The organism is Mucilaginibacter rubeus (assembly GCF_014643835.1).
Classification (GTDB): domain Bacteria; phylum Bacteroidota; class Bacteroidia; order Sphingobacteriales; family Sphingobacteriaceae; genus Mucilaginibacter; species Mucilaginibacter rubeus.
Genome location: NZ_BMKD01000015.1, coordinates 1 through 18,036, shown reverse-complemented (window position 1 = coordinate 18,036; position 18,036 = coordinate 1). Strand labels below are relative to the sequence as shown.

At 44.5% G+C, this 18,036-nt stretch carries 14 protein-coding genes; 8 read left to right on the top strand and 6 right to left on the bottom strand.

What is annotated here, in order from left to right:
• Positions 1–129 precede the first annotated feature (129 nt).
• The gene (gene lat, locus IEX80_RS27420; RefSeq protein ID WP_188834800.1) at positions 130–1,461 is read right to left on the bottom strand and encodes an L-lysine 6-transaminase; all 1,332 of its coding nucleotides are present in this window, start codon (positions 1,459–1,461) and stop codon (positions 130–132) included.
• A gap of 334 nt (positions 1,462–1,795) precedes the next feature.
• Here lat and IEX80_RS27415 point away from each other — a divergent pair, with 334 nt between their 5' ends.
• A complete protein-coding gene (locus IEX80_RS27415) occupies positions 1,796–3,820 on the top strand; it encodes a PAS domain S-box protein (protein ID WP_188834799.1) in 2,025 nt (674 codons plus the stop codon).
• A 141-nt stretch (positions 3,821–3,961) separates the two neighbouring features.
• Here the strand turns inward: IEX80_RS27415 and IEX80_RS27410 are convergent, their stop codons facing one another.
• Positions 3,962–4,858, bottom strand: a complete 897-nt coding sequence (locus IEX80_RS27410) for a 1-aminocyclopropane-1-carboxylate deaminase/D-cysteine desulfhydrase (protein WP_188834798.1) — start codon at positions 4,856–4,858, stop codon at positions 3,962–3,964.
• Positions 4,859–4,933: 75 nt separating this feature from the next.
• Here IEX80_RS27410 and IEX80_RS27405 point away from each other — a divergent pair, with 75 nt between their 5' ends.
• Entirely contained in the window at positions 4,934–5,968 is a 1,035-nt protein-coding gene (locus IEX80_RS27405; protein WP_090528176.1) for an RluA family pseudouridine synthase, read from the top strand.
• A gap of 75 nt (positions 5,969–6,043) precedes the next feature.
• Complete coding sequence (locus IEX80_RS27400) at positions 6,044–6,880, top strand: aminotransferase class IV (RefSeq protein ID WP_112653632.1); 837 nt, start codon at positions 6,044–6,046, stop codon at positions 6,878–6,880.
• A 117-nt stretch (positions 6,881–6,997) separates the two neighbouring features.
• On the opposite strand, the gene IEX80_RS27395 is transcribed toward IEX80_RS27400, so the two are convergent.
• The 3 genes from IEX80_RS27395 to IEX80_RS27385 form a co-directional block, all read right to left on the bottom strand.
• Entirely contained in the window at positions 6,998–7,807 is an 810-nt protein-coding gene (locus tag IEX80_RS27395; RefSeq protein ID WP_176628932.1) for an N-acetylmuramoyl-L-alanine amidase family protein, read from the bottom strand.
• On the bottom strand, positions 7,804–8,250 hold the full coding sequence (locus IEX80_RS27390) for a Fur family transcriptional regulator (RefSeq protein WP_091175311.1): 447 nt from the start codon (positions 8,248–8,250) through the stop codon (positions 7,804–7,806). Before IEX80_RS27390 ends, IEX80_RS27395 begins: the two co-directional genes overlap by 4 nt.
• Before the next feature lie 214 nt (positions 8,251–8,464).
• A complete protein-coding gene (locus IEX80_RS27385; protein ID WP_188834797.1) occupies positions 8,465–8,884 on the bottom strand; it encodes a MerC domain-containing protein in 420 nt (139 codons plus the stop codon).
• Positions 8,885–9,028: 144 nt separating this feature from the next.
• Here IEX80_RS27385 and IEX80_RS27380 point away from each other — a divergent pair, with 144 nt between their 5' ends.
• The gene (locus IEX80_RS27380) at positions 9,029–9,667 is read left to right on the top strand and encodes a phosphatase PAP2-related protein (protein WP_229701782.1); all 639 of its coding nucleotides are present in this window, start codon (positions 9,029–9,031) and stop codon (positions 9,665–9,667) included.
• 19 nt (positions 9,668–9,686) lie between these two features.
• Here the strand turns inward: IEX80_RS27380 and IEX80_RS27375 are convergent, their stop codons facing one another.
• Positions 9,687–11,180, bottom strand: coding sequence for a gluconokinase (locus tag IEX80_RS27375; RefSeq protein ID WP_188834796.1), 1,494 nt, complete (start codon positions 11,178–11,180; stop codon positions 9,687–9,689).
• Between the two features lie 218 nt (positions 11,181–11,398).
• Between IEX80_RS27375 and rhaT the strand changes: the two genes are divergently transcribed.
• The 4 genes from rhaT to IEX80_RS27355 all read left to right on the top strand — a co-directional run bounded on the left by rhaT (position 11,399) and on the right by IEX80_RS27355 (position 17,607).
• On the top strand, positions 11,399–12,535 hold the full coding sequence (gene rhaT / locus IEX80_RS27370; protein ID WP_090528196.1) for an L-rhamnose/proton symporter RhaT: 1,137 nt from the start codon (positions 11,399–11,401) through the stop codon (positions 12,533–12,535).
• A gap of 33 nt (positions 12,536–12,568) precedes the next feature.
• Positions 12,569–14,689, top strand: a complete 2,121-nt coding sequence (locus tag IEX80_RS27365) for a bifunctional aldolase/short-chain dehydrogenase (RefSeq protein WP_188834795.1) — start codon at positions 12,569–12,571, stop codon at positions 14,687–14,689.
• A gap of 250 nt (positions 14,690–14,939) precedes the next feature.
• The gene (locus IEX80_RS27360) at positions 14,940–16,214 is read left to right on the top strand and encodes a sugar isomerase (protein ID WP_188834794.1); all 1,275 of its coding nucleotides are present in this window, start codon (positions 14,940–14,942) and stop codon (positions 16,212–16,214) included.
• A 4-nt stretch (positions 16,215–16,218) separates the two neighbouring features.
• Entirely contained in the window at positions 16,219–17,607 is a 1,389-nt protein-coding gene (locus tag IEX80_RS27355; protein ID WP_188834793.1) for an FGGY-family carbohydrate kinase, read from the top strand.
• The last annotated feature ends 429 nt before the right edge of the window (positions 17,608–18,036 follow it).

Sequence of the window (18,036 nt, the reverse complement as noted above, 5' to 3'; positions counted from 1 at the left end):
CGTATATTAATATCTTTCCATTTTTGCAAATAATAGATGTCGATTTTACCTTATTAAATATTAGTTAATTTCATCCGTTTCATGAGCGGATTTAGCTGTAGCCGGGATTAATTTTCTTTATTTACTGTATTATAAAGTGACCGAAAGCTGTTCAAGCATATCAAGGCCTATATCAATGTGGCTTTTTTCAATGATCAGCGCGGGGCGGAAACGCACACTCCTTTCGCCGCAGCCAAGGTACATAATATTATTTTCAAAACCTTTTTTAATAAAGCTGTCCCTTATTGCTTTGTCCGGAAAATCAAAAGCTGTAAGCAATCCTTTTCCCCTTACATTACTTACAACCGGATGTCTTTCGGCAATTTCGCTCAAGCCGTTTTGCAGGTACTCTCCCATCAGTGCTGCATTATCACAAAGGTTATCCTCCTCAATAATCTCCATTATTTTCGACGAGCGTACCATATCAACCAAGCTGCCCCCCCAGGTTGAGTTGATACGCGATGATACTTTAAATACATTATCTTCAACCTCGTCAATGCGCCTGCCAGCCAATATGCCGCAAACCTGCATCTTCTTGCCAAAAGCTATGATATCCGGGCGCGCCTTTTCACCAAAATGCTCATGACACCAGAATTTTCCGGTTAAACCAACACCTGTTTGCACCTCATCATATACCAGCAATGCCTCGTACTCATCGGCAAGCTCACGCAGTTTTTCCAAAAACTCCTTGCGTACATGGTTATCGCCTCCTTCTGATTGTACAGGCTCAATAATTATGGCGCATATATCATCCTTATTATCTTCAAATGCTTTTCTGATTTGTGCCACCGATAATTGCTCCCTCCTTAGCAGGTCCTCATGATTGGCATCGCTGTACGGGAAATTCATATAAGGTACAGATACCCGCGGCCAGTCAAACTTGGCAAACCACTTGGTTTTATTTGGCAGCGTATTGGTAAGGCTCAGTGTATAGCCCGAGCGGCCATGAAAAGCATGCTCAAAGTGTAATACTTTAAAACCTTTTTCCTTAGTATAACCCCTGGCAAAGTTTTTCTGCACTTTCCAGTCCATAGCTACTTTCAGCGCGTTTTCGATGGCCAGCGCACCACCGGCAATGAAAAAAGCGTGTGGCAAATATTCAGGAATTCCTATCCTGTCAAATGTTTCAACAAACTGGGCGTATTGCGTAGTGTAGATATCTGAATTTGACGGATTGGTTAATGCCGCAAGCATGAGGTTTTTCTTAAACTCTTCATCATTCAGCATTTTGGGATGGTTATAGCCCAAAGGTACCGAAGCAAAGCAGGTAAAAAAATCAAGCAGCGTACGGTTATATTTTGCGTCATAAATGTAAACACCCTTACTTTTTTCCATATCAAAAGTGAGGTCGAATCCATCGGCCAGTACATGCTTTTGAAGCGATGCCTGGACATCCTGCGGAGAAACAAGTAGGTTGTACATATTAATTTGGTTTATTACAAATTTAGTAAAAACCGCCTAAAATCAAAATTTAAGCGGTTTTTGAACCGATTGACAAAAAAGTAACTTTAAATTGTTTAAAGTTACTTTTTGTACCAAACTCAAAACCGGTACACCTGCTTCAACCACCGTATTCATAAAAAAACGCAGCCGAAATTTGCATTTTCCGCCCGGTTAACAATCAAATTCCTCCATCTGCGAACCTGAATTGTAACGGGATAGTTTAATAAAATTTTCTTTTTAATTAATTTAACATAGATTGATTATTTTAATATTAAATTAGTACCAGATACAACCAAAGGGGATATTTATAACCATGGGAGAAGAACCATTATCTGCCAGCCACTCAAAACCGGTCCCAAAAGTAACATTTAACGATAGTGCCGACTGGGATTTACTTGAAGACCTGCCCGTTGCAGTTTATACCTGCGATAAAGAGGGCTATATAACCTCTTTTAACAAGGCGGCAATAAAGCTTTGGGGAAAAACGCCTGAAACCAATAAAGACAAGTGGTATGTAAACTGGGAGATATTTACCTCCGACGGTATACTATTAACTCCCGATGAAACACCAACGGGTAAAGTATTAAAATATGGCAAGGCTGTAAAGCAGCAGGAAATACTTATTAAACGTCCCGATGGAAGTGTAAGCTATATATTATCCAACCCTAAGCCCCGTTTTAATGAAAATGGCGAACTGGCAGGCGCCGCCAATACACTGATAGATATTACCGAACAAAAAAATGCCGAATCGAAGCAAGGAATGCTGGCCTCTATCATCGAATCATCAGAAGATGCCATTGTAAGTAAAAACCTTGATGGTGTAATTACCAGCTGGAACGGCGCGGCCCAACGTTTATTTGGTTATACCGAAGATGAGATCATAGGCAAACATATCACGGTTTTGATACCGGAAGACCGTTATGATGAGGAAGAAATGATTATTAATAAAATACGGGCTAACGAACGGATAGAACATTTTGAAACCATACGTAAAACAAAAAGCGGCGAGGAAATACAAATTTCGCTTACCATATCTCCCATAAGAAACAACAACAATAAGGTAATAGGGGCTTCAAAAATAATCCGCGATATAGGCAGGCAAAAAAAATCAGAAGAAAGATTACAACAGTATGCCGAACGCCTGGAGATTTTAAACTCCATAGGACAGGTTATTTCGGCCGAGTTGGATATTCAAAATATCCTGCAAAAAGTTACCGATGCCACCACCCAGTTGTGCGGCGCACAGTTTGGCGCTTTTTTTCACAACCAGGTTAACGAGCAGGGCGAATCATATATGCTATTCACGCTTTCGGGCGCGCCGCGTGAGGCATTTGAAAAATTTGGCATGCCACGTAATACGGCAGTCTTTCACCCTACTTTCAGTGGTGAGGGAACGGTAAGGGTTGATGATATAACCAAAGACCCACGCTACGGAAAAAATGCACCACATTTTGGCCAGCCTAAAGGGCACCTGCCGGTGGTAAGCTACCTCGCTGTTCCGGTAAGGGGCAAATCGGGCGAGGTGATTGGCGGGTTATTTTTTGGACACGAACAACCGGCCAGGTTTACCAGGGAACATGAGCAGCTTGTTTTGGCTGTTGCCGCCCAGGCCGCGGTAGCACTTGATAACGCCAAGCTTTATGAAAATATTAAAGAGCTTAATGAAAAAAAGGACGAGTTTATAGGGCTTGCAAGCCATGAGCTAAAAACACCGGTCACCAGTTTAAAGGGCTACCTCCAAATCATAGCCCGTAACCTCCCTCCGGATGATAAAAGCAAAGTACTGGCCAACAGGGCATTGGAACAGGTGGGCAAATTAACCATCCTGATATCAGACTTGCTTGATGTTACCAAAATCCAGACCGGTAAACTGCCTTTTACTTATGCCGATTTTGATGTGATCAAACTGCTTACCGAATTGAGGGAGATCCTGCAACAAACCGGCCCCTCCCATCAGCTCCTTTTAAATTTACCTGCCGGGGAATTAATTATCCATGCCGATAGCCAGCGTATTGAGCAGGTTGTCATTAACCTGGTAACCAACGCCGTTAAATATTCGCCAAAGGCAGATAAAGTGATCATCGAGGCCCTTGTTATCAACAATAAATTCAGGGTATCGGTACAGGATTTTGGTATCGGCATCCAGCCCGATCAACTGGAACGGGTGTTTTCACGTTTTTACCGCGTTGAGAACCTCGCCTCTCACATGTCGGGGTTAGGAATTGGCCTGTACATTTGCCAGGAAATTGTTAACCGTCACCAGGGCAGGCTTTGGGTTGAAAGCACTTACGGCGAAGGGTCAACCTTCCATTTTGAGATCCCGATAAACACGAATTGAAATTTATGCACGAATGCTTAGCGTATTATTGAGCAATTAGAACGAATTACACGAATTAGTTGGTTCGTGTAAATTCGGACGCATTTGTGAAATTAGTGCTATTTAATTCCAATTCGCGAAAATTCGACCTCACTCGTGTAATTAGTGTTGATTAAACTTTTCTTTCATCCCCAATAATCCCCAAATACCCCCGCTATGAATAGCCAGGATTTTACTGCCGGGTTTAAAGTGCCCTTTGCTTATTAAATCATATAGGGCATACATCATTTTGCCGGTATATACAGGTTCTATCAATATCCCTGTTGCAGCAACAAATTGTTTAATGAAACTGATGAGCTCGTCATTCGTTTTGCCATAACCGCCAAAGTGGTAATCGGTATGTATGTTATATTCTGCCGGGGTCGTTAAAAACCGGTCTATCTCCTCCTTAATAAAACCACCGTTCTTAAAAACCGGCACCGCGTTGAATTTTGTTTTAAGCTGATGACCATTTAATCCGTTAATGATACCCGCCGCTGTTGTACCGGTACCGCAGGCACAAAAAATATGGTCGTAGGTTTCGGTTAGTTCGTTAACCAGTTCGCTGCAGCCTTTGGCCCCTTCGGCAGATGCGCCGCCTTCATCAATAAAAAAAGCCTGTTCATCATTACCAAAATACCGATTAAACAGGGCAAGTTTATCACGATAGCTTTCGCGATCGGTAAACTGCAGTTCCATACCATGCAGGCGGCATAAAAACAAGGTATCGTTATCAACCTTCTCGCCGCGAACTATGCCGGTAGCTTTAAAACCAAACTTTGCGGCAGCCGCGGCTGTGGCCATCAGGTGGTTGGAGTAAGCGCCGCCAAAAGTTACGAGGTGTGTTTTTTGTGCAGTTTGCGCCTGTTTCAGTAAATATTTAAGCTTACGCCATTTATTGCCCGATATCATGGGGTGGATCAGGTCATCGCGCTTAATGAAAACTTTAACGCCGTAGTCATCAAACAGGGGGTTACTGATTTGCTGTACCGGGCTAAAAATTTCAAGCTCAATGTTCATAAAATAATACGGCGTTAATGCTATTGCAATATTACGTTTAACCTACCATAAAAAACGATTACTTTTGCGCCTCAAATGGCACACGAACCCGAACTTATTGAGCAGGAAGAACAGGACTTGTACGAACACTTACGCGTAGTGGTTGACAAGGGCCAGTCGCTTTTGCGGATTGATAAATTTTTGATGCACCGCGTGGAGAATGCTTCGCGCAACCGCATTCAAAATGCCATTGAGCTTGGCAATGTGCTGGTGAACGATAAAACCATCAAATCGAGCTATAAGGTAAAGCCGCTTGATATAATTTCGGTAGTGCTGCCGCACCCGCCGCGCGATACGGAAGTATATCCCGAAAACATCCCCATCAATATTATTTATGAAGATGATGATGTATTGGTGGTTGATAAGGAAGCCGGTATGGTGGTTCACCCCGGCTATAACAATTACACGGGCACGTTGGTGAATGCGCTGGTTTACCATTTTCAGCAATTGCCAACCCTGCCGGGCAACGACGGCAGGCCGGGGCTGGTGCATCGCATTGACAAGGATACTTCAGGCCTGCTGCTTATCAGCAAAAATGAACGTGCCATGAACTGGCTGGCTAAGCAGTTTTTTGAGCATACCATCACCCGTAAATATATAGCGCTTGCCTGGGGCGATTTACCTGAAGATGGCACCGTTACCGGCTATATTGGCCGCAGTGTGGCCGACAGGCGGGTAATGTCGATATATGATGATCCTGAAAAAGGAAAATGGTCTGTAACGCATTATAAAGTTTTAGAGCGAATGGGTTACGTTACTCTGATTGAGTGCCAGCTGGAAACCGGCCGTACCCATCAGATCAGGGCGCATATGAAGCATATCGGTCACCCCCTGTTTAGCGACGCCACTTACGGCGGTGATAAAATTTTAAAGGGCACCATGTTCAGCAAGTACAAACAGTTTGTTGAAAATTGTTTTGAGCTGATGCCGCGGCAAGCCCTGCATGCACAAACACTGGGCTTTTTACATCCTACATTAAAAAAGCAGGTGCATTTTGAATCGCCGCTGCCGGCTGATTTTGAGGCCGTACTTGCAAAATGGCGAAAGTACAGCGATACAGATACGAAATAACAGACGTTAGATAGAAGAGCAACAATACCCGGTAATTATTAACAACACGATCAAATTATAACATCTATCCGTCCTATGATGCCCGTATTCATCAATTTTAACGGCGAATATCTCCCCCAAAACACACCATTGCTTACCATTGGTAACAGGGGCTTTAAATATGGCGACGGCCTGTTTGAAAGCATGCGACTAATGAAAGGGAAACTGAAATTTGCCGAACTGCATGCCGACCGGCTACAGCGGGGCATGAAAGCCCTTAAAATTGATGGTTATTCGCAAATGGATACCTGGTTTCTGAACGAAATAGTTAATGAGCTTGCCCGCAGAAATAAAGTTAAACACGGCAGGCTGCGCCTGACAGTTTACCGCGATGCCGAAGGCTTGTATACCCCTACTCAAAATAAAATGGGTTATTGCCTGGAGCTAACCCCATCCGAAGAGCCCAGGTATTTTTTGAATGAGAAGGGCCTGATCATGGATGTGTTTACGGAACTGCCTAAACCGTCCAACTATCTATCAAACATTAAAACCTGCAACTCGCTTATTTATGTAATGGCGGGTTTGTACAAAACTCAAAACAAGCTGGATGATGTTTTTTTGTTGAACCAAAGCGGTAACCTGTGCGAAGCCAGCAGTTCCAATATTTTCATCAATTACCAAAACCATTTATATACCCCGGCGCTAAGCGAGGGCTGCGTTGAAGGTGTAATGCGCCAGGTAGTGATCAAACTGGCAAAAGAAAACAACATTGATATCACCGAAGCCCAGATCAATCCTGATATTTTATACGAGGCCGATGAAGTATTTTTAACCAACGCCACCCGCGGCATTCAAACCGTTATGGGTTTTGGGGTAAGGCGCTATTTTAATCAGTACAGCAAGGTATTGATGGATGAGTTGAATAAATTGTAATTTTTAATAAGAGCGTCGTTTCAACGAACAGCGAGGGGCAAAGCGCCGGATTGAGGAGAAAATCCTATAGCCCATGTAACGGAAGGTTGGGCTTTCAGCTTTAGGCATTTAGCTTCTTTATGCCCCTATTGCCTTCCTGTAATTTCGAAGTGCCCTGATGATCGTCATTACAATTTCGTGCTGCCCTTCGTCCGAGTTAAGGTACTCCTCCTCTTCGGGGTTATTAATGAAACCGGTTTCAATCAATACCGCAGGCATAGCGCTATGGGCCAGCACCAATACTCCCTGTTCTTTCACACCATTACTTTCGCGGCCATCTACGCCGGTAAACTCATCGTCAAGCAGGTCGCCAAAACGGATACTTTGCTTGCGGTATTTCTGAATATAAGCATTCAGTACGATCAGGTTTGAAGGATCGCTTTCATCATAGCTCTCGTAGTTCTGTTTGTAATCCTTTTCCTGGAAAATAGAAGCATTCTCTCGTACGGCCTCTTCCTGCTCCTTAAGGCGATGGAAACCGTATACCAACATCAGTACCCCTTTTTGCTTGTGTGCACGTGCGGCAGTGCCCTCGGGCGATGAATTGCAGTGAATGGAAATAAACAGGTTGCCATGGTTTTGATTAGCAATAGCCGAGCGCTGGTTTAGCGGGATAAAGGTATCATCGGTACGGGTAAGGATAGCGTTAACATCAGTAATGGCCGTATCAAGAGCTGCCTTGAGCTTCAGGGCTATTGACAGTGTTACATTTTTCTCAAACGAATGTGAACCACGCGCCCCGGCATCCTTGCCGCCATGCCCGGCATCAATAACAACCGTTTTAAACCTAAAAGTTGTAACAGCAGGTATAGTATCTTTTTGCTGCGCGAATGAATTTTGAAACAGGAATAACAGGATGATCATCCCGGGCAAAGCGATGTATTTCATTTTTTCACCGCCTTTTTACTGCACCTGGGGCATAAGCCATGAGCATACAGGGTAAAGCCATGCGACTCAAAACCCGCTGGAAGATCTATTGCGGGCAGGTTCATATCATTAAGGCAATATACATTTTTGCACTGGGTGCAATTAAAATGCAGGTGCTCGTCATGGTGGTCATGCTCATTACAGCTCGACGAGCAAAGGGCATAATTAGCCGTACCGTTTAAATCAAATATCTTATGGATGATCCCTTTTTCTTCAAAAGCATTAAGGATCCGGTAAAGGGTAACCCTGTCGATATCATGCATCAGGTTCTCCAGGTCGGGCTGCGAGGTAGCCGAATGCCTTGACGACATCATGGATAAAACCCGCAGCCTGGGCGCGGTTTTTTTCAGGTGATGCTTATCAAGCAGGTGCTCAAAATGATGTATATCGCGGGTTTGTGTCATGTATTAATTGGGTAATAATTATAAGGCCGCTAATTTAGTAATGGTACGTATAATATGCGCCATTAGTTGCCGGCTTTTATAACGGTATTTTTTATCGGCTTAGTATGATGGTTTGATACAGCCCGGGCACTATGCTTTTCATGGTTACAAGCCGGACTCAAAAAGCAGTTGAATAGCAAAAACGTATAAAAGAATTTCCTGTGGCGCTTGTCCATTATTCAACCTTTTTAAGTTTATATGTTTTATGATCATGGTTGCAGGCGCCGGTATACCTATAATTTACATAATGCGCGGCGGCTATCAACAAGCCTCCAACAGGAACTATCATAGCCTCGGATTTTCCTGTTGTTGTAAACGCGTGCCCTCCCATTATGATAACAAAACCTGATACAAGCATAAATAGTGGAACTGAACGGCGATGCGTACGCCAGTAGGATAAGCCTATAGAATAAACCCCTATAACCAGGGCGAAAATGATCATCCCCCACTCTACCCAGGCGTTAGCCAAAAACCCAAGGCCCACCAGGGGCAAACTCGTAAACAGCAAAGGCACTACTGCACAATGGATAGCACAAAGCGTTGAAGCGGTGATACCAATATTATCCAGCCGGGGCGAAAGCTTTTGAAAATCCATGCCGCAAATATAAACAAGTTAATGCAACACAATTGCATTTGTTTTCACTATCCATATTTTCGTTATTAAATTAACAAATACCTGACAATTACTTAATATTAATCAGCAAACTGTATTTTTGCAGGCTTTATAAAAAAACACAGATTGAATTTAGCCTCCATTTATCATATAAAACAGCTTTGGCAGAGCGCCTACAATACCCGGGCCAGCAGGCTCAAGTTACTGGGCGCCACTATAGTCATAGTCATCATCATTAACCTGTTACCGTCTTTTTTTAAGTATGTTGAAAAAAGGCAAGACGGCGTTGTACTTAATGATTGGGTATTGGCCCATTTACCCTCTTACGATTTCTCAGTCCCGATTTTTATACTCATCTGGAGCATGGGCCTGCTCATGATGTGGCGGGCGCTTTATAACCCGAGGGTATGTATCACTTATATCTGGACACTGAATTTTGTATGTATTGCCCGGTTTATTACTATCGGCCTGGTCAAGCTCAATCCGCCAGTGGGCCTTGTCCCGCTTATTGACCCAAGCACAAGCGTGTTTTACGGGCATACGTTTATCACCAAAGACCTGTTTTTTTCGGGCCACACGGCAACCATGGTACTTGTGTACCTCCACCTGCAAAAGCGAACAGACAAACTGATCGCATTAATTTGCGCAATAGTATTGGTAGTATTACTGTTGATACAGCATATTCATTACACTATTGATGTAGTGGCCGCGCCGTTTTTTGTATATGGTTGCTGGAGATTGGTTAAGTGGCTGGGGCTGGAATGATAACTTTTTTAATCCGTCTTCACTCCCATCCATCCACCAAATGCATGCTGTCCTTTAAATCACCATACAGCTTTTTAAACACCGGGAACATTTTGCTGTATACTTCATGATTTTTAGTATTTGGTTCGATAAAATCCTGTTGTTCAACACGGGTAAGCATGCCATAACTTTCAGGATATAATACCCGTGCAGCGAGATAAATAGCGCCGAGCGCTGATGAATCTTCAGACTGAAGCACTGCGAGCCTTTTCCCGGTGATATCTGCCAGGACCTGTGTCCACACTGCCGAGCTGGTAAAACCACCACTGATATTAACTTGTGTAATCCCGCCCGATGCATCTTCCAATGTTTTAAGCACATCATTCAGCGCAAAGCAAATGCCTTCAAGCCCCGCACGTAAAAAGTGCGACCGGGTATGTGCCGGCTTGATATTAAAAAATGTGCCGCAGGCTTTGGTATCCCAGAGCGGAGCACGTTCACCGTACAGGTAAGGTAAAAATATAAGTCCGTTGCTGCCGGCGGGTATGGTTGCTATCTCATTAAACAAAGCGTCATAATCAGCAGCGGTAAGGTTATCCTTTTGCAAAAAGTTTTTGAGCAGCCAGTTTACCCCTATACCTCCGTTATTTACTGCTCCGCCGCATACATAAGTGTGTTCATCAAGCAGGTAATTAAAAACCATGGCTTCGTAATTGTAAACCGGCTTCGGGCTGGTAATGCGCACCGCGCCGCTGGTACCTATAGTAAGCGCCGCTACATCCGGGCCGGTAGTGTGGCTGCCTAAATTAGCACATGCCCCATCACTTGCCCCTATAACAAAAGGGGTACCGGCATTTATCCCGGTTAATGCAGCTACTTCGGGCCTGATATTGTTACGGTAATAAGTGGTATTAACCGGGATGGATAATTTTGAAGCAGTAATACCGGTGAGTGTAAGAGCCTCATCATTCCAATCTTTGGTTACAATATTAAACAATCCTGCAGCCGACGCAATGGAATAATCAACCTCAAAAACACCAAAAAGCCTGAACCAGATAAACTCCTTTATCGAAATGAATTTATGGGCGGCTTCAAAGATCTTACTTTGATTATCACGCAGCCACAGCAACTTATTTAAGGGCGACATGGCATGGATCGCAGTGCCGCAGTTATGATAAAGGCGTTCACCTTTTTCCGTTGCACGCAATGCCTGCGCGATGCTCTCGCTCCGCGCATCTGCCCAGGTCATCATAGGCAGCAGCGCTTCGCCATGCTCATCAACCGGAATAATACTATGCATGGCGCTACTCAGGCTCACGGCCTGCGGGGCGGCGCCCAATTTGGCAGTAATACCCGCAAGGCATTTTACAAAAGCATCCCAAATCAACAGCGGGTCCTGTTCGCTGTAACCGGGCTCAGGGTTATCGATGGGGTAATGATTGGATACTGTACCTAATGGTTCGCCCGTTAAACTTACCGCTACGGCCTTTGTACTGCCGGTGCCAATATCAATACCTAAAATATATGCCTGCATGGTGATGTATTTAACGCCAAAATAATAAACAGAACCGGGATTGTCTGAACTGAATTAAACGAATTAAAGAATTATTGAATTGATTAGCATTCTGTTCATTCGTTAATTCCCCCAAATTCGAGTTCAGACAGCTACCGGTCACACCCATGACAGCAAAGGACAGTTCCGGCATTTATATTATCTACATTAGCCTTACCAATATAAACCAATCAGAGAATATGCAAGTAATTTTAGGGGTCATCTTCCATTTTATCGGTGGCTTTGCTTCGGGGAGTTTTTACATCCCCTACAAAAAAATAAAAGGTTGGGCCTGGGAAAGCTACTGGATAGTAGGCGGCATTTTTTCATGGCTCATTGTACCGCCGCTGGCGGCATGGCTTACTATTCCCGGCTTTGCCGATATTATAAGCCATACGGATACTGCTACCCTTGGCTGGACGTACCTTATGGGACTGCTGTGGGGCATTGGCGGTTTAACATATGGATTAGGGGTACGTTACTTGGGAGTATCGCTGGGTAGCACCATTATACTGGGCTTATGCTCGGTTTTTGGGTCGATAATTCCGTCGGTGTATTATGACCTTTTCCCGAAAGAGGGAAAAGATACTTTTACGCTGATGCTGCACAGCGAATGGGGGCAGATGGTTTTATTGGGCATTGTGCTTTGTGTAGTGGGCATTATTATATGCGGTAAAGCAGGTATGATGAAAGAGAAAGAACTCTCGGCCGATAAAACCATAGCCCAGGAAAATAAGGATTACCGCTTTGGTTTAGGTATACTGGTGGCGGTAGTTTCGGGGATCCTGAGCGCTTGTTTCAACTTCGGTATTGAAGCCGGAAAACCAATGGCCGATACCGCTAACCAGATCTGGCAGGCGGCACATCCGGGACAAGGTAATTTCCTGTTTTCAAACAATGTAACCTATATTATTATACTATGGGGTGGCTTAACCACTAACTTTATATGGTGTATGGTGCTAAATGCCCGCAACAAAACGTTTGATAATTATACCGATAAAAAAACACCGCTGCTTAAAAACTACCTGTTTGCGGCACTGGCCGGAACAACCTGGTTTTTACAGTTCTTTTTTTACGGTATGGGCGAAAGCAAAATGGGTAATGGCGCCAGCTCCTGGATCCTGCACATGGCTTTCATTATCCTGATTGCTAATACGTGGGGCCTGGTACTTAAAGAGTGGAAAGGCGTAAGTAAAAAAGCATTCGCAACGGTAATAGCCGGTATAGCGGTAATTGTAATATCGGTACTGGTTGTGGGATATGGAAATAAGATAAAACCCGAAAAACCGACAGTAAAAGCCGAGCTAAATAAGCCAACGATAAAAACAAATCAATAATTCATTAACTCAATAATTCAACAATTAAAATATATGTCGTCGAAAACAACTGAATTTAAACACGTAAGCTATTTGTGGGATGAAGCAAAAGCCGCCGAACTGGCGGGCGATGAAGTAGCCCTGCTCATATACCGCTCCAACCTTTTGGGTGCCGATTTGCGCCTTACCAACTATGGTGGCGGCAACACCTCATGCAAGTTGATGAGTAAAGACCCGCTTACCGGCAATGATGTTGAGGTAATGTGGATCAAAGGCTCGGGCGGTGACATTGGTACGCTGAAAAAGAGCGGCTTGGCTGCCCTGTATGTTGATCGCCTTCGTAGCCTGAAAAACATTTATCGCGGGGTTGAATTTGAAGATGAAATGGTTGAGTTGTTTAATCACTGCATCTACGATCTTAACTCAAAAGCGCCATCTATTGATACGCCGCTTCACGGCTTCCTGCCATTCAAACACATCGATCACCTGCACCCTGATGCTGCCATCGCCATCGCGGCAGCAAAAGATGGTAAAAAAATAACCCGGGAGCTTTTTAACGGTACCATCGGCTGGGTTGAATGGAAAAAACCAGGCTTTGAGCTCGGCCTGCAATTAAAACAATGCCTTGACGAAAATCCCGGCATCCGTGGTATAATGCTGGGCTCGCATGGTTTATTTACCTGGGGCGATACAGCTTACGAAAGCTACATGAACACACTTGAGGTTATTGAGCGCTGTGCTGAATACCTTGAAGAAAACTACGGAAAAAAAGGCCCTGTTTTCGGTGGTCAAAAAGTTGAAAGCCTAGACGAGACCAACCGTAAAAAACAGGCGGCTGCCCTTGCACCTATATTACGTGGTTTTTGCTCAAGCTACAGGCACATGGTTGGCCATTTTACTGATGATGCCCGTGTATTGGAATTTATCAACTCAAATGATCTTGACCGCCTGGCTCCATTGGGTACCAGTTGCCCTGATCACTTCCTGCGTACAAAGATCAGTCCGCTGGTGCTTGACCTTGCACCAGGTGAAGATCTGAGCGATGTTACCGCTTTAAAAGCACGTTTGGCTCCTGCCTTTGAGGCCTACCGCCAGATGTATACTGATTATTACAATACCTGCAAACATGATAACAGCCCGGCTATCAGGGATACCAACCCGGTGATCATCCTGTATCCGGGTGTAGGCTTGTTCTCTTTTTCAAAAGATAAACAAACCGCCCGTGTTGCTGCCGAGTTTTATACCAACGCCATCAACGTAATGAAAGGTGCTGAAGCAATTTCAGAATATACTTCCCTCCCACGCCAGGAAGCGTTTGATATTGAGTACTGGTTATTGGAAGAAGCCAAACTACAGCGTATGCCTAAGCCAAAAGCCTTATCAGGTAAAATTGCCCTGATCACCGGTAGCGCAGGCGGCATAGGTAAAGCTATCGCCAAAAAATTTGTTGATGAAGGCGCTGTAGTTATTCTGAATGACATGAACGCCGAGCGTTTGGAAGGTGCAGGTGAAGAGTTCAAAAAACAATACGGCAAAGATTCATACACCACAGCCGTACTGGATGTAACCAAAGCCGATCAGATCAACGAAGCGCTTGAAATTGCTGCTTTAGCTTTTGGCGGCGTTGATATTGTGGTGAACAACGCCGGCTTATCCATCTCTAAATCAATTGCCGACCATACTGAAAAAGACTGGGACTTATTGTACGATGTATTGGTTAAAGGCCAGTTCTTTATTACCCAGGCGGCAGTTGCTGTGATGAAAAAACAAGACATTGGCGGCGACATTATCAACATTGTAAGCAAAAACGCCTTAGTGAGCGGACCGAACAACGCCGGTTACGGCTCGGCAAAATCTGCCCAGTTACACCTGAGCAGACTGAACGCGGCCGAGCTTGGCACCGATAAAATCCGTGTGAACGTTGTTAACCCGGATGCCGTAATCAGCGACAGCAACATTTGGGCCGGCGGATGGGCCGAAGGCCGTGCTAAAGCTTACGGCGTTACCGTAGATGAACTGCCAGCGTACTACGCAAAACGTACTTTATTAAACGAGGTGATTTTACCTGCCGATATAGCTAATGCCTGCTTTGCCTTTACCGGCGGTTTGCTTAACAAATCAACCGGTAACGTGTTGAATGTTGATGGCGGTGTGGCGATGGCGTTTGTGAGATAGTTAGTTCATGGTTGATAGATTATGGTTCATGGTCATCGCTTAAGATAAATTAAGAAGCGTTGGGTTGCGCGATTCCCTCCCTTGGGAGGGTGTAGGGAGGGGTTTCTTCGATAAGCTTATTAATTAAGCAAGGCGTATAACCCCTCCCTGCCAATGCACAGCCCTACGCGCCCCTCCCGAAGGAGGTAACAAAATAAACTTAGCAAGTTTAAGCGTCCACGCTTGAACTTGCTTTAAACCAATACCAATTATGCAGTTAGAAAAATATAAAATTGATGAAGCCAATCATCAGCAGCTGAATGATCATCAGCGCAAATTTGATTTTGTTGCCGGCGATGTGAAAAATCTGGATACCATCCTGCAAAAATTAATTGATTTTAATATTGCTATACCAAGCTGGGCTTTAGGTACCGGCGGTACACGTTTCGGCAGGTTTTCGGGCGGTGGTGAGCCGCGTAGCCTGGAAGAAAAAATTGAAGATGTAGGTTTGATCCACACGATTAACCGTAGCAGCAACTCTATTTCGCTGCATATTCCCTGGGATATCCCATCCAACGCCTCAGCTATCAAAGCCCATGCAGCACAATTGGGCTTGCATTTTGACGCGGTTAATTCCAACACCTTCCAGGATCAGCCTAATCAGGAATTGAGCTACAAATTTGGCTCATTGCACCATGTAGATAAAGCGGTCCGCAAACAGGCTGTTGCCCACAATATTGAGGTGATCAAATACGGCGTTGAGCTTGATTCCAAAGCATTATCTGTTTGGCTGTCGGACGGATCAAACTTCCCCGGGCAGTTAAACATGCGCGGCGCGTTTGAACGCACTTTAGAAAGCTTACAGGAAATTTATGAGGCCTTGCCTGATGACTGGAAAGTTTGGGTAGAGTACAAACCTTATGAGCCTAACTTCTATTCAACCACTATCGGCGATTGGGGGCAATCATACCTGTTATCATCAAAACTGGGACAAAAAGCACAAACATTAGTTGATCTTGGTCACCACTTACAGGGGGTAAACATTGAGCAGATAGTTTCATTACTGCTGATGGAAGGCAAGCTGGCCGGTTTCCACTTTAACGATTCAAAATATGGTGATGATGACCTTACCGTTGGCAGCATCAACCCATATCAGTTGTTCCTGATCTTTAACGAACTGGTTGAAGGTATGGATGCCCGCGGCATGGCACACGCTACATCCATTGGCTGGATGATCGATGCTTCACACAATGTAAAAGACCCGATTGAAGACCTGTTACAATCAGTAGAAGCCATTAAGATAGCCTATGCACAGGCATTGTTAGTAGATACTCCAGCATTGGTACAGGCACAACAGGATAATGATGTAGTACTTGCCCAGGAAATATTGCAGCAGGCTTACCGCACTGACGTCCGTTCGTTACTGGCCGAAGCCCGCTTAAGGGCAGGCGGTGCGCTGAACCCGCTGGCAGTTTACAGGCAGCAAACTATCAGGCAGCAACTGATAAACGAACGAGGAGCAAAAGCAGTATCAACCGGATTGTAAGCCTATGGAGCCGATACCTGTTATAGCCGTTTTTGATGTGGGTAAAACCAACAAGAAGCTGTTCCTGTTCGATGAGAACTACAAAATAGTTTTTGAACGGACAGCCCGTTTTTTGGAAACCCACGATGAAGATGGCGACGCATGTGAAAACCTCGACAGCCTCAGGTTATCGGTGTTTGACTCATTGCGCGAAATTTTTAAGCATAAGGAGTTTGATCTTAAAGCGGTCAACTTTTCAACTTACGGGGCCAGCTTTGTGTATGTTGATGAATATGGCAAGCCGCTTACCCCACTGTATAATTACCTCAAACCATATTCGCCTGAACTGGGCAGGCAGTTTTATGAAAACTATGGGGATGAAGCCAGGTTTGCTTTAGAAACCGCCTCGCCGGTTTTGGGCAACCTTAATTCGGGATTGCAGTTATACAGGCTTAAATATCAACAGCCCGAAGTGTTTAAGCGGATAAAGTATGCCTTACACCTACCCCAGTATATGAGCTATCTTATTAGCGGGCAAATGGTGAGCGACTTAACCAGTATCGGCTGCCACACTGCCCTTTGGGATTTTGCTAAGAACACCTATCACAACTGGCTTAATGATGAAGGGATCCTGCCCAAAATGGCTCCGCTGCATCCCGCGGATAGTGTGCTTCCGGCCGAATTTCCGGGCAGCACTTATAAGGTTGGTATTGGGTTGCATGATAGTTCGGCAGCGCTCATCCCTTACCTCGTGAGCTTTAATATGCCCTTTGTATTGATCTCAACGGGTACCTGGTCAATCAGTCTTAACCCTTTTAACCAAACACCGCTTACGGCTGATGAACTGAAGCATGATTGCCTTAACTACCTGCAATATAAGGGCAGTCCGGTAAAAGCATCACGCCTGTTTACAGGATATGAATATGAGCATCAGGTAAAACGGATTGCCGCCCATTTTAACCAGGACGAGATCAGGTACCGTACCATAAATTATGATCCGGTCATCGCGGCCCGGTTAAATAATCAGCCGTCATTACAGGCAAATGAAAATGAAGGCCAGTTACAGAAATCGGCATTTGAGCAGCGCGACTTAAACAGCTTTGCTGATGATGTTGAAGCTTACCACCAACTCATGATTGATATTGTTGCCCAGCAAACCATATCAACCAATTATGTTTTAAACGGCTGTACAGTAAAGCGCATTTTTGTAGATGGCGGCTTTAGTAAAAATAGCGTTTTCATGCACCTGCTGGCGCTGGCCTTCCCCCATTTGGAAGTATACGCCGCGTCGATGGCACAGGCAACTGCCGTAGGTACGGCATTGGCTATCCATCATGCATGGAATACCAAAACGTTGCCGCATGACCTGATCGAGCTGAAATATTATTCGGGGGTGCAGAGCGAGGTAGTATAGCTCTATTTCGGTAAAAACCGATGTCATTTCGAACGAATGGCGGGGGGCTAAAGGTTGGGGTGAGGAGAAATCTCCTATGATGAAAATCTGCTACAGAAAGGCAAAAAGTCCTAAAAAGCGTGGTAATAGATTATATAAAGTTATAATATATAAATGACTAAGCAAACCGTGACCATGTTTTCTTAATTTTCCTTTGCAGATCAGAAGAGGAAACAGGCTCTGCTGGGGAGCAACCTGCCAGCAATATGATCTGCCGAATCAGATAAAAGAAGTCTCTATAACAGGAGACTTTTTTATTTTATCTTTTCGCCTATGGCTAAGAAAACCTTCACCGATTTTCAATTACGTTAATGCACCGATAAATACCAATCAATCTCCTATAAGCAGACACCATTACGGGCCGCAGCATCGCGTTTAAATTATTTGATA

Excerpts from the sequence above, each read along its gene's own strand:
- lat (WP_188834800.1), bottom strand. The coding sequence starts at position 1,461 with ATGTACAACCTACTTGTTTCTCCGCAGGATGTCCAGGCATCGCTTCAA.
- IEX80_RS27415 (WP_188834799.1), top strand. The coding sequence starts at position 1,796 with ATGGGAGAAGAACCATTATCTGCCAGCCACTCAAAACCGGTCCCAAAA.
- IEX80_RS27410 (WP_188834798.1), bottom strand. The coding sequence starts at position 4,858 with ATGAACATTGAGCTTGAAATTTTTAGCCCGGTACAGCAAATCAGTAAC.
- IEX80_RS27405 (WP_090528176.1), top strand. The coding sequence starts at position 4,934 with ATGGCACACGAACCCGAACTTATTGAGCAGGAAGAACAGGACTTGTAC.
- IEX80_RS27400 (WP_112653632.1), top strand. The coding sequence starts at position 6,044 with ATGATGCCCGTATTCATCAATTTTAACGGCGAATATCTCCCCCAAAAC.
- IEX80_RS27395 (WP_176628932.1), bottom strand. The coding sequence starts at position 7,807 with ATGAAATACATCGCTTTGCCCGGGATGATCATCCTGTTATTCCTGTTT.
- IEX80_RS27390 (WP_091175311.1), bottom strand. The coding sequence starts at position 8,250 with ATGACACAAACCCGCGATATACATCATTTTGAGCACCTGCTTGATAAG.
- IEX80_RS27385 (WP_188834797.1), bottom strand. The coding sequence starts at position 8,884 with ATGGATTTTCAAAAGCTTTCGCCCCGGCTGGATAATATTGGTATCACC.
- IEX80_RS27375 (WP_188834796.1), bottom strand. The coding sequence starts at position 11,180 with ATGCAGGCATATATTTTAGGTATTGATATTGGCACCGGCAGTACAAAG.
- rhaT (WP_090528196.1), top strand. The coding sequence starts at position 11,399 with ATGCAAGTAATTTTAGGGGTCATCTTCCATTTTATCGGTGGCTTTGCT.
- IEX80_RS27365 (WP_188834795.1), top strand. The coding sequence starts at position 12,569 with ATGTCGTCGAAAACAACTGAATTTAAACACGTAAGCTATTTGTGGGAT.
- IEX80_RS27360 (WP_188834794.1), top strand. The coding sequence starts at position 14,940 with ATGCAGTTAGAAAAATATAAAATTGATGAAGCCAATCATCAGCAGCTG.
- IEX80_RS27355 (WP_188834793.1), top strand. The coding sequence starts at position 16,219 with ATGGAGCCGATACCTGTTATAGCCGTTTTTGATGTGGGTAAAACCAAC.